This is a genomic window from Mycobacterium sp. 1245852.3 (genome assembly GCF_001669335.1).
Classification (GTDB): domain Bacteria; phylum Actinomycetota; class Actinomycetes; order Mycobacteriales; family Mycobacteriaceae; genus Mycobacterium; species Mycobacterium europaeum_A.
Window position 1 is genome coordinate 1 of record NZ_LZLL01000035.1, and the last position, 14,965, is coordinate 14,965.

Consider the following 14,965-nt stretch of genomic DNA (forward strand, 5'->3'; position numbering starts at 1 on the left):
GGACATGCCCATCGCCGCCCTGGCGGCCATGCGCCGCGACCAGCAACTGCCAGTCGGCTTGCGCGGCGTCGTCGCCGACGTGCACAGCGCGGGCGCGGTGGTCGACTTCTCCGTCCGATACCCGACGGGTCGCTTGGTGGATGCCCCCCTGCCGACGTGGACGCATCGCCGGTTGATGCTGAGCCGCGAGGCCAATGAGCACGCACGCGGCGCCCCGGTCCAGGCCGTACACCCCCTGCTCGGTGCGCACGTGCACCTACGGGAGGAACCCGAGCGCCACGTCTGGCAGGGGGAGGTGGGCACCGACGCCCACCCGTGGCTGAGCGATCACCAAATCCATGGTGTCGCAGCGTTTCCCGGCGCGGGCTATTGCGAGATGGCGCTCGCGGCCGCTCGCGCGGCGCTCGGCGAACGCGCCGAGGTCCGCGACGTCAAGTTCGAACAGACACTGCTGCTGGCCGGCCAGACGCCGGCCTCCTCGGCCGCCACACTGGCCGCCCCAGGTGTTCTCGACTTCACCGTGGACACCCACGAGGACGGTGAACGCACCCGCCGGGCCAGCGCGGTGCTGCGCGCCCTACCCGGCGACGACGCGGATTCACTCGGGCCTGCGCAGCCGCCCGCGCACGACCTGGCAACGCTGATCGCCGCCCACCCATCCCGCCTGGACGGCGCGGAACTGCGAAAGGCGTTCGACGCCGTGGGAATTCAATACGGGCCGGCGTTTTCGGGGCTGGCCGCGGTGCTGGTCGCCGACGGGGGCATCACCACGATGCTGGCCGAAGTCGCGCTGCCGGGCGCGATCCGCTCGCAGCAGCCGGCCTACGCCGCACACCCGGCGTTGCTCGACGCGTGCTTCCAGGCGGTCGTCGTATCGCCCGAGGTGCAACAGGCCGGCGCCGGCGGTCTGCTGTTGCCGGTCGGGGTGCGCAGACTGCGCAACTATCACTCGACGCGCAACGCGCAGTACTGCCTGGCCCGGGTCACGTCCTCGCGCCCGGGCGAGTGCGAGGCCGACCTCGACGTGTTGGACCAGTCCGGAACGGTGCTGTTGAGCGTCGAGGGGCTGCGGCTGGTCGGCGGCGCCTCCGAACACGAACACGCCCGGCGACTGCTCAACGAGCGGCTGTTGACCATCGACTGGGAACCCAAGGAACTGCCCGACGCGACGCAGATCGAACCGGGCCGCTGGGTGCTGCTCGGCGCGTCAGACGGGCCCGACCCGTTCGCGACGCGGCTGGCAGAAGTCTTGAATACCGATGGCGGGCAATGCGTCTCGGTGTGTGATCCCGTCGGGTCCGCGGACACCACACGGCTGCGGGCGCTGTTGTCCGGCGGCGGGCAGCCCGCCTCCAACGGCCACGGGCCGCTGAAGGGGCTCACCGGCGTCGTCGTGGTGGCATCGGATGGCGCCGCGGGCGATCCGCAGGCGGGGCGGCGCGGCCGGGACTACGTGTCGCACCTCGCGGCCGTCGCCCGTGAGCTCTCGGAGCTGCCCGGGGAGTCGCCGCGGCTGTATCTGGTGACCCGAAACGCGGCCACCGTGACCGCCGGTGATGTGGCGAACCTGGAGCAGGCCGGGCTGCGCGGGCTGATGCGGGTGATCGACTCCGAGCACCCGCATCTGAGCGCCACCCAGATCGATGTGGACGACGCGACCGACCCCGAACGGGTTGCGCTGCAGCTGAACAGCGGCTCGGCGGAAGACGAGACCGCCTGGCGTGGCGGCCAGTGGTACGCCGCGCGGCTGCGGCCCGGCCCACTTCGCCCGGCCGAGCGGCGCACCACCGTCGTCGATCACGAGCGGGACGGCATGCGCCTGCAGATCCGCACTCCCGGTGACCTCGAATCGCTGGAGTTCACCGCGTTCGACCGGGTGCCGCCCGGGCCGGGGGAGATCGAGGTGGCGGTGACCTCGTCGACCGTCAACTTCGCGGATGTCCTTGTCGCCTTTGGGCGCTATCCCACGCTCGAGGGCTACCAGCAGCGGTTGGGCGGTGACTTCGCCGGCGTGGTGACCGCCGTCGGACCGAACGTCACCGAGCATCAGGTCGGCGACCGTGTCGGCGGCATGTCGCGCAACGGGTGCTGGGGCACCTTCGTCATCGCCGACGCCCGGCACGCGGTCACACTGCCGCCCGAGGTGCCGCTCGAAGACGCCGCCGCGGTGCCCACCGCGGCCGCGACCGCATGGTACGGCCTGCACGACTTGGCCCGCATCTCGCCGACCGACAAGGTGCTCATCCACTCCGGCACCGGCGGCGTCGGCCAGGCGGCCATCGCGATCGCCCGGGCCGTGGGCTGTCAGATCTTCGCGACCGCGGGCAGCCCGCAGCGTCGGAAACTGTTGCGGGACATGGGTATCGAATACGTCTACGACTCACGCAGCACGGAATTCGCCGACCGGATCCGCACGGACACGCAGGGATACGGCGTCGACGTGGTGCTCAACTCGCTGCCCGGCGCCGCGCAACGCGCGGGAATCGAACTGCTGGCCGTGGGTGGGCGCTTCATCGAGCTCGGCAAGCGTGACATCTACGGCGATACCCACTTGGGGCTGTTCCCGTTTCGTCGCAATCTGTCGTTGTTCGCGGTCGACCTCGCGCTGCTGACTTTCAGTCACCCGCAGACGGTTCGGCGTTTGTTGAGCACCGTGTACCAGCGCACCGCCGCCGGCGAACTGCCGATGCCGAGCACCACGCATTATCCGATTCGCGACGCCGCCGCCGCGGTGCGCCTGGTCGCCGCCGCCGGGCACACCGGCAAGGTGGTGCTGGACGTGTCGCGGGCGGGAAGCAGTGTGGCCGTCGTGCCGCCGGACACGGTGCGGCCGTTCCGGTCCGACGGCGCCTACATCATCACCGGCGGCATCGGCGGGCTGGGCTTGTTCCTGGCCGGCCAGATGGCCGCGCGCGCCGCGGGTTGCGGGCGAATCGTGCTGAACTCGCGTTCGCAACCCGACGAGCGGGCGCGCGAAGCGATCGAGCGTCTGCGCGCCGCGGGGGCCGACATCGCGGTGGAGTGCGGTGACGTCGCCGAGCTGGAGACGGCCGAGCGGCTGGTGGCGTGTGCCACGGCCACCGGACTGCCGGTTCGGGGGGTGCTGCACGCGGCGGCGGTGGTCGAGGACGCCACTTTGGCGAATGTCACCGACGAGCTCATCGATCGGTGTTGGGCGCCAAAGGCTTACGGCGCGTGGAACCTCCATCAAGCCCTGCGGGAGGAAGACACCGGGCGGGCACTGGACTGGTTCTGCGCGTTTTCGTCGGCCGCCGCGCTGGTGGGCTCGCCGGGGCAGGGCGCCTACGCCGCGGCCAACAGCTGGCTGGACGCATTCGCCTACTGGCGCCGGGCCCGCGGTCTGCCGGCCACCTCGATCGCGTGGGGGGCGTGGTCGGAGGTGGGCCGCGCGACGGCGCTGGCCCGGGACGCCGGCATCGCGATCGCACCGGCCGAGGGGTTCCGCGCCTTCGAAACGCTGCTGCGTCACGACCGCCCGTACTCGGGCTACGCGCCGATCATGGGGACGCCCTGGCTGGCCTCCTTCGCCCAACGCAGCCGCTTCGCCGAGGCGTTCGGCTCGTCGGCCCACGGCAAACCGGACGCCGGCAAGTTTCTCGCGGAGTTGCGGGCGCTGCCGCGCGAGGAGTGGCCGTCGGCCATTCGGCGGTTGGTGTCCGGCCAGATCAGCCTGCTGTTGCGGCGCACCATCGATCCGGACCGGCCGCTATCCGACTACGGTCTGGACTCGCTGGGCAACTTGGAGCTGCGGACCCGCATCGAAACCGAAACGGGTGTGCGCATCAGCCCGACGAAGATCACCACCGTCCGCGATCTGGCCGAGCACTTGTGCGACGAGCTGGCCGATCTGGAAGCCGCGCCCTCAGCGCCCTGAGCCGCCCACGCGTCGCGGGCGAGGCGGGTAACTAAAATTCCGCCGGTCTTTACCCTTCCGCCGCGCCCCATCGGGCCGCCGCGATCGTCGGCCGGGCCGGTCGAACGGGCGCGATGCGGTGGTGCTTGCCGGATCGCCGCAGCACAGCGACAAACTCTCCTAAGTTGACCATCTTTACTTGTGGACTGGTTCTGATCCGGATTGATTGATAAACAATATGGTGACGGTGTGTGGCCAGGATCGATGCGGCGGGCGAGAATCCGTGCGCACGCGTCCATGCGCGGGGCGAAACGTTGTGAACAGGAGCTGGGAATGGCCAACAACATCACGTGGCACGAGCATCAGATAAGCCGCGCCGAGCGCGAGAGCCTCAATGGGCACAAAGGCTGCGTCATCTGGTTCACCGGGCTCAGCGGCAGCGGCAAGAGCACCGTGGCCAACGTCGTCGAGCAGAAGCTCTACGAGCGGGGCATCCGCAGCTTCCTGCTGGACGGCGACAACGTCCGCTACGGGCTCAACGCCGGACCGGAACTGCTCGAAGAGCGGCACGGAACGGAGTTCGCGAAGCGGTTCGGCCTCGGTTTTTCCGCCCAGGACCGCGAGGAGAACATCCGCCGCATCGGCGCGGTTGCGAAGCTGTTCTGCGAGTCCGGCGTGATCGCGTTGACGGCCTTCATCAGCCCCTACGTGCGCGATCGCGACGCCATCCGGGCCACCCTGAACGACGGCGATTTCCAGGAGATCTTCATCGACACCCCGATCGAGATTTGCGAGCAGCGCGATCCCAAAGGCCTCTACAAGAAAGCCCGGGCCGGCGAGATCAAGGGGTTCACCGGGATCGACGACCCCTACGAGGCCCCGGCGCAACCCGAGCTGCGCCTCGAAGGCGGCAACAAGGACGCGGACACGCTGGCCGACGAAGTGATCGCCCATCTCGAGCGGGTAGGCGTCATCTCGGGAGCGGTCCGGAACGCTTAGCGGACGGGTTCGGCGACGACGGCGCCGGGAGCCGTCCACCGCACGGACGACCGCTGATTACGCGAAACGAGGTCACTTATATGAGCTACCAAGGTCATAACGGCAAGCCGATCGTGGAACGAGTGTCCACCGAGAATGCGGCGAGCCGGATCGACGGGTTGCCGCGCATCCCGATCTCGAAGGCCACCGCGCACGAGGTGATCAGCCTGTCCTACGGCTTCTTCACCCCGCTCACGGGGTTCATGGGCCGGCGCGAAGTGGACGGCACGCTGGACGACTTCCAGCTGCCCGACGGCACGCTGTGGAGCATCCCGATCGTGTTCGATCTGTCCGCAGAAGACGTCGAGAAGTTCGGGGTGAAGGAGGGCGAAAGCGTCGTCCTCGAATATCTCGACGCCCCGATGGCGCTGTTCGAGGTCTCCGAGATCTACCAGTACGACTTGCAGCGGATGGCCGAAAAGACTTATGGCACTACCGATTCCCGGCATCCGGGCGTGAAGAAGACATTGGCCTATGCGGATCGTTTCATCGGCGGCGACATCACGCTCATCAACGAGCCGGTGTTCAACGAGCCCTTCAAGAGCTTCTGGCTCACGCCGCGGCAGCACAAGGACGCGCTGGCGAAAAAGGACTGGAAGCGCGCCGTCGCCCATCAGACCCGAAACGTTCCGCACACCGGCCACGAGGCGTTGATGAAGCAGGCGTGGCTGGCGGCCAATGAGGACCAGCCCGTCGACAGCCTGAACACGGGCGTGCTGGTCAACGCCATCATCGGCCAGAAGCGGGTCGGGGATTACATCGACGAGGCGATCCTGTTGGCGCAGAACGAGTTGCGGACCAGCGGATATTTCCGCGAGGAGGTCCACCTGGTGTCGTTCACGCTGTGGGACATGCGCTACGCGGGGCCGCGGGAGGCCATCTTTCACGCGATCCTGCGGACGAACCTGGGCTGCACGCATCACATGTTCGGGCGCGATCATGCGGGCGTGGGCGATTTTTACCACCCCTACGATTCCCAGAACATCCTCAAGCAATATCGCAGCGAGCTGGGGATCAAACCGGTGTTCCTGCGGGAGAACTGGTACTGCCCGGTGTGCCAGGAGGTCACCAATTCGGCCCTGTGCGGTCATGACGATCAGTCACAAAGCTTCAGCGGCAGCCTGATTCGAAGCATCCTGACCGACGAGGTCAAGCCGACCCAGAAGGTGATGCGGCACGAGGTGTTCGAAATCGTGATGGACAGCGCCGCCAAGTATGGCCAGGGTTCGCCGTTCGTCACCGAGGAGTACCTCAAGGACAGACTGCCGGTCTTCACGCTGAACCAATTGGAGAACTCATGAGCACCGCCGAGAAGAAGATCAAGGTCAACGTCTGGATCAACGAGGAACGGTTGGAAGCCCTGGCGAATGCCGGAATGGCGGACCGGGCCATCGAGGCGTTCGCCGGCATGAAGCTGCTCGAGATCTACACCACCGAAGAGCAGAAAGATGCTCTCCTGCAGCGCTTTCCGGGGGCCAAATACGACTCGGCCACCACTCGCTCGATCGAGCTGCTGCCGAAGCAGGTCAAGGACAGGCTGCTCGAGCTGTCCATCAAGTTGCACTCCAACGGCCCCGATGTGGTGGGTCACTTCCTCGAGGAAACCCAGACGGCCAACAGCCAGTAGGGCTAAGCGTCCAACCGGGCGAACCGTTGGCGACGGTACTGCTCGACACATGCCGCGCGCCGGATCTTGCCGCTCGTGGTGGTGGGAATCGATCCCGGTTCCACCAGCACCAGATCGGCGACGTTGAGTCCATGTGACTTCGATATCGCCGCGGTGACATGGTTCTTGACGACGTCGAGCCGGTGGCGCGCGTCCTCGTCGGATTCGCCGCGCTTGCTGAATTCGATGATGGTGACCAGCTTTTCGGTCTCGTCGACCGGGACCGCGATCGCCGCGACCCGGCCGCCGGTGATCCGTTGCACCGTCGACTCGATGTCCTCGGGGTAGTGGTTGCGGCCGTAGACGATCAGCAGGTCTTTCATCCGGCCCACGATGAACAGTTCGTCGTCGCAGACGAAGCCGAGGTCGCCGGTGCGCAGCCACGGGCCCTCGGGGATGCCGGGCGGCGGGTCGGCCAGGACGCCGGCGAAGGTGCGCCGGGTTTCCTGCGGCTTGCGCCAGTAGCCGTCGGCGACATTGCCGCCGTTGACCCAGATTTCGCCGACCGTTCCGGCCGCGCACCCGGTGCGGGTGTCGGGATCGACGATCCGCACCGACGGCGACGCCGGCGTGCCGTAGCTGAGCAGCGGTGTCCCGGTTTCCGCCGAGCACGGCTGCGCGCTGCCCTCCGACAGCCGCTCCGGTTCGAAGTGGACGACGCGCGGGCCGCCGGCCCTGGCCCGGCTGGCCACATAGACGGTCGCTTCGGCCAGGCCGTAGGACGGCTGCATCATTTCTTCGCGAAAGTTGTACGGGGCGAACCATTTGCAGAACCGGTCGAGCGTGGCGGGATGGATCCGCTCGGCGCCGCTGACGATGCTGATGACGTTGCCCAGGTCGACTCCGGCCAGGTCCGCCTCGGTGGTCTTGCGGACCGCGAGCTCGAAGGCGAAGTTCGGGGCGGCCGAAAAGACCGGATTGGGTTGGGACATCGCGTGAATCCAGCGCGCCGGGCGTTGCAGGAACGCGACCGGGCTCGTCACGTCGCCCAGGTAGCCGCCCAGGATGGGTGCGATGACGCCCTGCATCAAGCCCATGTCGTGGTAGAACGGCAGCCAGGACACGCACACGGTGTCGCGCGGGGCCACGCCGTTGAAGTCGGGGAAGTACGCGGCCATCAGTTGCGCGAAATTCGCCGCAAGATTGCGGTGCGACACCATCACCCCGGCCGGAACACGCGTGGAGCCCGACGTGTATTGCAGGTATGCGATGTGCGGGTCGCCGCTGATCCGGATGCCCGTCGACGGCGACAAGTCCGAACCCAGCGCATCGACGGCGATGACCGTCGGGGCGGGGTCGGCGGTGGCCGAGTCCGTGCGGTGCACACACTCGTCGACGGCCGCGGCGGCCGCGGCCGTGGTGAGGACGACGGTGGGCGTGGTGTCGGCCAGGACGGTGGCGACGCGCTCGTCGTGTGAGCCCGGCTGCGGCACCGAGAGCGGGACCGCGATGAGCCCGGCCTGTATCGCGCCCAGGAACGCGACGATGTAGGACAGGCCCTGGGGGGCCACGATGACGGCGCGGTCCCCGGTGCCGGCGTGCCGCCTCACCTCGTGCGCCACGGCCAGGGTCCGCCGATACAGCTGTGCCCACGTCAGGGTCTCGGTGACGCCCGCCCAGTCCTGCTCGTAATCGGTGTATCGGAACGCCAAGTCGTCGGGTTGCAGGCCGGCGCGCTCCCGTAGCAGGCCGACAACAGACGAACTTTGCATGCGGGCTAGGTTACCGCCTCGGGCTTTTCGCGCCGGCCGATCGCACGGGGCGGTGCTGTCGGTCCGGGCCGCAGCGCTCGGTGCGAGCCAAAAGGCCGATGTTACTTAGGATTTCGATGCTGTCGGATCGGGGCCCCAGGTACCCGGCAGCAACGGCATGCGCGGCCTGTCGTCGAGCTCGTCGACGGCCACTGCGCTCACTCCGGCCGGTCCGGTGGCGGCCCTGGTGGTGATGGTTCCGGCGAACCCCATCGCAGGCGCGGGCCGGTCGGAGGCCGTCGACGGCTCGGGCTCGAGATCCAGGTATTCGTACCCGCGGCCGAGTTCGGTGACCTTGACCCGGTGCCGGCGCGTCTTCGTCGCCTCGTCCTGTGGCAGCGCCACCGCCTCTTCTCCGGCCGCGTCGGCCGCCGCCGCCCGGCGCGCCCGGGCGCTGGTGCTCGCGGCCCTGCGGGCATCCGCGGTCAGGCCACCGACCAGGTAGCCGAGGCTTTGCATCGCCGCCACCGGCGGGCCCGCCGGTGTGGGCGGCGGTGCACCGGGCGCGGCCGGCGCGGGTGCCGCGGCCGGCGCGGAGGCCGGGGCGGGCGCGGGAGCCGGCGCCGGGGCCGGCGTGGGAGGCGGGGTGGGTGCCGGCGCCACCGGGACGAGCGCCGGGGCCGGGACGAGCGGCACGACCGGGATGGCGTGCAGCCCGGCCAGACCCGTCAGGCCCGCCAAGCCCCCCACCAAGGTGGGGACGACCACCGGAACCACCGCGACGGTCAGCAGCGGCACGATGAGCGGGATCAGCACGATCATCTGCTCGAGCAGCGTCTTGATCAACGCGATGGTGTCCGTGATGACCGTGCCGATCACCTCGATGGTGGTGAACAGCAGGGTCCACGCGATCGTGGCCGGGTTACCCGAGGCGAACGCCGCCGCAAGGTCGGCCGCGACGAAGCTGAACATCTGCGCCAGATAGCCGAAGTACGAACCCAAATCCATCGGATAGCCGAGCGCGAACGCGATGTTGAACGGGTTCAGGAAACTCAGCGGATTGCCCAGCGACGGCAGCCACGGGTCGAACCCGGAAAACAGAGACTGCAGGAACGGGTTGTTCATCAGCTGGTCGATCAACGGCTGGATGTAGGTGTTGTAGAAGTCGACAAACCCGCTCTGCTGCAACCAGTCCAGCCACTGGTTCTGCGTGTCCGGGGGATACGACGACTGCTCCGCGGTGGCCGCCAGCGCGGTGGCCTGCATGACCTGTGGCGCCGGTTCGGCTTGCGGCGCGGCGGCCACCGCGGCCGTCGCAACAGCCTGGTAGGTGCTCATCACGGTGGCGGCCTGGACCCACATCCGCGCGTAGTCGGATTCGTTCACCGCTATCGGGATGGTATTGATGCCAAAGAAATTGGTCGCTGTCAACACCGCGTGGGTGGCGTGGTTGGCGGCCAACTCGGGCGGCGTCGGCATGGCTGCCAGCGCCGCGGTGTAGGCGGCGGCCGCAATGTCGAGTTGGGCGGCCACGGCCGCACTGTCCGCGCTGGACTGCACCAACCACCCCAGATACGGCGCGTGCGCGGCCACGTATGCCACGGCGCTCGGGCCGTCCCAGCTGCCGGCTTGCGCGGCGCCCAGCACCGCGGCCAGCTCGTCCGCCGACTCCGCATATGCCTGGCTCAGCGACGTCCAGGCCGCCGCGGCGGCCAGCAACGGGCCGGGTCCCGGGCCGCTGCACAGCAGCGCCGAATGCACTTCGGGAGGGGAGGCCATCCAGATCGGGGCGGTCATCGGCCGCCTCCCTCGGCCGCGCCGAAACCTCTTGGCGGGGCGACGAAGTGGATCGAGCAGGGGGGCTCGGCTCCCGGGGCAACAGAACGGATGCGGCTAGGCGTCGAAGTGGTGGCAGCAGCAACGGCCACCCATGCCGGAACAGACATGGAGATTGGCAGCTCTCTCGGGGTGCACCGCCCCGGGTCGCAGGACGCAATGACGCAAGTGTCCTGGCTCTCGGATCGCTGCTCGCCTCGCCTTCCGACTTCTCAGCCGTGGCCGTTGAGGGTCGCTCCCCGATGACAGTGGCGGGACCGCGCCGGATTCGCACCGGCTTCCTACATCGTCATCACCTTACGGGTGGCATTGTTGCATCCGCGTCGTCCAAAAGCGAGCTAATCGCGCGAGAGCTCCCCGGCGATGACCGCTCAACGCGCGTTCAGGACGTGCAGCCCCAGCGAAAACAGCAGCCGCACCTCGGGATCGGCCAGCGACGTCGACAACGATTTTTCGATCCGGCGCACCCGGTAGCGAACCGTGTTCGGATGCACCCGCAACGCCTGCGCGGCCGCGGCGATGTCACCGAAAGCATCCAGGTAGGTCCGCAACGTCTCGGCCAGCACCGGCTCGTCGTCGCGCAACGCCACGATCCGCGGATCGATCAGGCGCTCGTCGCCGCCGATCAGCGTGACGATCTCGTCGAGCAAGACGGTGGTGCGGGCCTCGGCCAGCGACGTCACCTGACCGAACGAAATCGGATGCCGCTCAGCGCTGTCCAGCACGCGGTCCACCTCGATGCGGGCCGCGCCCACCCCGGCAAGGCCGGCGACCGGTGCGGCGATGGCCGCCCGCAGTTGCACCCCGAGTTCGGTGCGCATGGCGGCGATGGTGCCGCGGACCCACGAGGCGACCGAGCGGTTCTGCGTCTGGGGCAGGAGCACATATGTGCGCGCGCCGTTCGAGGCGACCTGAGCGTCGCGCCGAAAAGCGCTGGCGCTCAGCGCAATGACGTCGGCGATCCGCGCCTGACGGGGCGAGCCGTCCGCCGCGTCCCAGCCGATCAGGGCCGCGTCGCCGTCGGCGGCGAGGCCCAGTTCGCGGGCGATCGCAGCCACGTCAACGTGGCCAAGGGTTTCCGCGTCGGCCAGGCCAAGCAGTTGCTGCACCCGCCGCGCGTGGGTGGAGGGCCGGGCCGCCAGCCGCGACATGATGCGGGCGGCCAGCACGGCGGCGCCGCGCAACATCTCCTCGGCGTCGTCGGCCAGCGGTTGCGAGCCCTGCTGCACCCAGATGGTTCCGGCGAACACCGGCGGTCGCCGCGCATCGGGCGCGGGCTGGTGGATCCCGACGGCCAGCCGGGGACGCAGCCCCAACTCGGGCCGCTCGGCGACGCGGACCACCTCACCGCCGGACCGCAACGCATCGAAGATGCCCCATTGGCCGATCCACTCGAGATGCTCGGGCGGACCGGCCCTGCCCAGGATGGACAGGCGGCGCAGCTCGTCGGCCTCGTTGTTGGACGCCGAATACGCCAAGACGTGTGACTGAGCGTTTTCGATGCTCACCATGCCGTGGATGCGGTCGGCGAGCGACTGCGCCAACCCGAACAGATCGGTGCCCGAGTCGTCCATGGCGTCGGCGCGGTCCCCGTGATGCTCGAGCACATGGTTGACCAGCTGATAGAGCCGCTCCCAGCGGGCCCGCGGGTCGACCGCCACCACCGCAGAGCCGGCCGCAACGGCCTTGGCCACCAAAGCATCCGGCGGTCCTTTGGCGAAGATGGCCGCCGGCACGCGGTCGCGCGCCTGCTTGTCCATCCAGCGCAGCGCCTCGTCGTCGGCGACACCCAACAGGAAGAAGACGTCGGCCGAACCCGCCGCGGCCGCCAGGCCCAGCCGCACGTCGTCGCTGTCGATCAGCGCCGCCGATGCCACCGGCAGGTCCAGGCCCCGGGGCGCGTCGACCAGGCTCACCAGGGTCGCATCCAGCGCGAGGAGCAGCTGTCCCAGACCCACACCGGCCATGTTGTCCGATTGTACTATCGATGGCGCACTGTATTGTCCGATCGGCTAAATCTTTGCGGTGTGTGCGCGAGGACCCTGGCAGCATGGACGCGATAACCCAGGTCCCGATGCCGGCCAACGAGCCGGTCCACAACTATGCGCCGCACTCCCCGGAACGCGACCGCCTTGTCGCCGAACTGGCGCTGCTGGCCGACAACCCGATCGAGCTGCCGCATGTCATCGGCGCCGCCCACCGGATGGGCGACGGTGAGCGCATCGATGTGGTTCAGCCGCACCGGCACGCCGCGCGGCTGGGCACCCTGACCAACGCGGCGCACGCCGACGCGACGGCGGCGATCGAGGCCGCGATGGCCGCGAAAAGCTCTTGGGCGACAATGCCGTTCGATGAGCGTGCGGCGGTGTTCCTGCGGGCCGCCGACCTGCTGGCCGGTCCCTGGCGGGAGAAGATCGCCGCCGCCACGATGCTCGGCCAATCCAAGTCGGTCTATCAGGCCGAGATCGATTCGCCGTGCGAGCAGATCGATTTCTGGCGCTTCAATGTGGCGTTCGCCCAACAGATCCTGGCCCAGCAGCCGATCAGCGGGCCGGGCGAGTGGAATCGCAGCGATTACCGCCCGCTGGACGGCTTCGTGTATGCGATCACGCCGTTCAACTTCACCTCGATCGCGGGCAATCTGCCGACCGCGCCGGCGCTGATGGGCAACACCGTGGTGTGGAAGCCCTCGATCACCCAGACGTTGTCGGCCTACCTCACCATGCAACTGCTCGAGGCGGCGGGGTTACCGCCCGGGGTGATCAATCTGGTGACCGGCGACGGGTTGGCCGTCTCCGATGTGGCGCTGGCCGATCCGCGGCTGGCCGGCATCCATTTCACCGGGTCGACGGCCACCTTCCAGCAGTTGTGGCAGCGGGTGGGCGCCAATATCGGTCGCTACCAGAGCTATCCGCGGCTGGTCGGCGAGACCGGTGGCAAGGACTTCGTCGTCGCCCACGCCTCGGCGCGCCCGGATGTGTTGTGCGCGGCGTTGATTCGCGGCGCGTTCGACTACCAGGGTCAGAAATGCTCGGCGGCGTCGCGGGCCTTCATCGCGCAGTCGGTGTGGCGCCGCATGGGTGACGACTTCCTGGGCAAGACCGCCGCGCTGCGCTACGGCGACGTCACCGACCTGACCAACTACGGGGGAGCGCTGATCGACCGGCGCGCCTTCATCAAGAACGTCGACGCCATCGAGCGGGCCAAGGGCGCGCCGCACGTCACCATCGCCATCGGCGGCGAATACGACGACCGCGAGGGCTATTTCGTGCGCCCCACGGTGCTGCTGTCCGACGACCCGACCGACGAGTCGTTCGCGACGGAGTACTTCGGCCCGCTGCTGTCGGTGCACGTGTACCCCGACGCCGACTACGAGCGGATCCTCGACGTCGTCGACACCGGGTCGCGGTACGCGCTGACCGGCGCGGTCATCGCCGACGACCGCGCGGCGGTGCTGACCGCCCAGCACCGATTGCGGTTCGCTGCCGGGAATTTCTACGTCAACGACAAGCCGACCGGCGCGGTCGTCGGGCGCCAACCGTTCGGGGGATCCCGCGGTTCGGGCACCAACGACAAGGCGGGATCGATGCTGAACATGTTGCGCTGGACCTCGGCGCGCACCATCAAGGAGACGTTCATCCCGGCGACCGACCACACGTATCCGCACATGGGCGCCGACTGATGGCCGGGCTGTTCGCCGCCACGCTGCGCCCGACGATCATGGCCGTGGGCCGCCGCGACGGGTTGCGCCGCGCCGCCGAGCGCTTCCCGGTCACCCGTCGCGTGGTGCGGCGCTTCGTCCCGGCGGAGACGATCGATTCCGCGCTGAACAGCGTTGCCGCGCTGCGCGGTTCGGGTCGCTTCGTCAGCGTCGACTATCTGGGTGAGGACGTCGCCGACGCGGACGGCGCCGATGCCGCCGTGCGGACCTACCTGGATCTGATCGACAGGTTGGGTGGGCTCGACACGGCCGGCAATGCGGTGCGGCCGCTGGAAGTCTCGGTCAAGCTGTCCGCGCTCGGGCAGTCGCTCGAGCGCGACGGCGAAAAGATCGCCCGGGAGAACGCGTGGTCGATCTGCGACGCCGCCCGGCGGGCCGGCGTGTGGGTGACGGTGGACGCCGAGAACCACACCACCACCGAGTCGACGCTGTCCGTGGTGCGCGACCTGCGGGCCGAATTCCCCTGGCTGGGCGTGGTTTTGCAGGCGTACCTGCGGCGCACCCTGGACGACTGCTGCCAATTCGCGGCCTCCGGCGCCCGGGTCAGGCTGTGCAAGGGCGCCTACGACGAACCCGCCGCGGTGGCCTACCGGAAACCCGCCGAGGTCACCGACTCCTATCTGGCGTGCCTGTCGGTATTGATGGGCGGCGTCGGCTACCCGATGGTGGCTACACACGACCCGCAGATCATCGGCGCGGTGCCCGCCATCGCGCGTGAAACAGGCCGTTGCAGCAGTGAATTCGAATACCAGATGCTCTATGGCATTCGCGACGACGAGCAACGGCGTCTGGTTGCGGCCGGACATCAGCTGCGGGTCTACGTCCCCTTCGGCGCCCAGTGGTACGGCTACTTCATGCGCCGGCTGGCCGAGCGGCCCGCGAATTTGGCGTTCTTCCTGCGAGCGCTCGCGCGGCGCGGTCACTAGGTGCGGCGGCCACCGCGGGTGAATCGTTGGCTTTGAGTGTGCACACCGGGCGGCGACACGCCGATGATCACCGCCTGGATTCACCCCCAAGACCCTGGATTCACACCCGAGGCGGTGGACGCACACTCAACGCCGGCGCGGGCGGTCGCTGGCGAACCCGCGTACCACATGGGCGCGAACGAATTCCGCCGCCACGTCGGGATCATCCATGTC

Annotated in this window: 9 protein-coding genes, 1 pseudogene and 1 riboswitch; of the genes and pseudogenes, 6 read left to right on the forward strand and 4 right to left on the reverse strand. The window is 68.8% G+C overall.

Annotation, left to right across the window (positions count from 1 at the left end):
- The 4 genes from A9W96_RS01435 to A9W96_RS01450 form a co-directional block, all read left to right on the forward strand.
- Positions 1 to 3,895: SDR family NAD(P)-dependent oxidoreductase (locus A9W96_RS01435; RefSeq protein ID WP_156765075.1), on the forward strand; the 3,895-nt coding region annotated here is incomplete at its 5' end.
- Between the two features lie 312 nt (positions 3,896 to 4,207).
- Complete coding sequence (cysC, locus tag A9W96_RS01440) at positions 4,208 to 4,873, forward strand: adenylyl-sulfate kinase (protein ID WP_067022134.1); 666 nt, start codon at positions 4,208 to 4,210, stop codon at positions 4,871 to 4,873.
- A gap of 80 nt (positions 4,874 to 4,953) precedes the next feature.
- Complete coding sequence (sat, locus tag A9W96_RS01445) at positions 4,954 to 6,213, forward strand: sulfate adenylyltransferase (RefSeq protein WP_067137524.1); 1,260 nt, start codon at positions 4,954 to 4,956, stop codon at positions 6,211 to 6,213.
- Positions 6,210 to 6,539: a hypothetical protein gene (locus A9W96_RS01450; RefSeq protein WP_067137527.1), complete on the forward strand. Its 330-nt coding sequence runs from the start codon at positions 6,210 to 6,212 to the stop codon at positions 6,537 to 6,539. Before sat ends, A9W96_RS01450 begins: the two co-directional genes overlap by 4 nt.
- A 2-nt stretch (positions 6,540 to 6,541) precedes the next feature.
- Here the strand turns inward: A9W96_RS01450 and fadD21 are convergent, their stop codons facing one another.
- From fadD21 to A9W96_RS01465, 3 genes are all read right to left on the reverse strand, one after another.
- On the reverse strand, positions 6,542 to 8,290 hold the full coding sequence (fadD21, locus tag A9W96_RS01455) for a fatty-acid--AMP ligase FAAL21/FadD21 (protein WP_067137530.1): 1,749 nt from the start codon (positions 8,288 to 8,290) through the stop codon (positions 6,542 to 6,544).
- 105 nt (positions 8,291 to 8,395) lie between these two features.
- Positions 8,396 to 10,066, reverse strand: a complete 1,671-nt coding sequence (locus A9W96_RS01460) for a PPE family protein (RefSeq protein WP_067137533.1) — start codon at positions 10,064 to 10,066, stop codon at positions 8,396 to 8,398.
- A gap of 184 nt (positions 10,067 to 10,250) precedes the next feature.
- Positions 10,251 to 10,440, reverse strand: a riboswitch (cobalamin riboswitch).
- 36 nt (positions 10,441 to 10,476) lie between these two features.
- Positions 10,477 to 12,072 (reverse strand): CdaR family transcriptional regulator, encoded by a 1,596-nt coding sequence (locus A9W96_RS01465; protein ID WP_067137535.1) that lies wholly within the window; start codon positions 12,070 to 12,072, stop codon positions 10,477 to 10,479.
- A gap of 83 nt (positions 12,073 to 12,155) precedes the next feature.
- Here A9W96_RS01465 and pruA point away from each other — a divergent pair, with 83 nt between their 5' ends.
- Positions 12,156 to 13,787 carry an L-glutamate gamma-semialdehyde dehydrogenase gene (pruA, locus tag A9W96_RS01470; RefSeq protein WP_067137540.1) on the forward strand — a complete coding sequence of 544 codons (1,632 nt, stop codon included), beginning with the start codon at positions 12,156 to 12,158 and terminating at the stop codon, positions 13,785 to 13,787.
- Complete coding sequence (locus tag A9W96_RS01475) at positions 13,787 to 14,752, forward strand: proline dehydrogenase family protein (protein WP_067137538.1); 966 nt, start codon at positions 13,787 to 13,789, stop codon at positions 14,750 to 14,752. The genes pruA and A9W96_RS01475 overlap by 1 nt, the downstream gene beginning before the upstream one ends.
- Positions 14,753 to 14,878: 126 nt before the next feature.
- Here A9W96_RS01475 and A9W96_RS31125 read toward each other — a convergent pair.
- Positions 14,879 to 14,965, reverse strand: a pseudogene (locus A9W96_RS31125) (TetR/AcrR family transcriptional regulator); the annotation flags it as partial.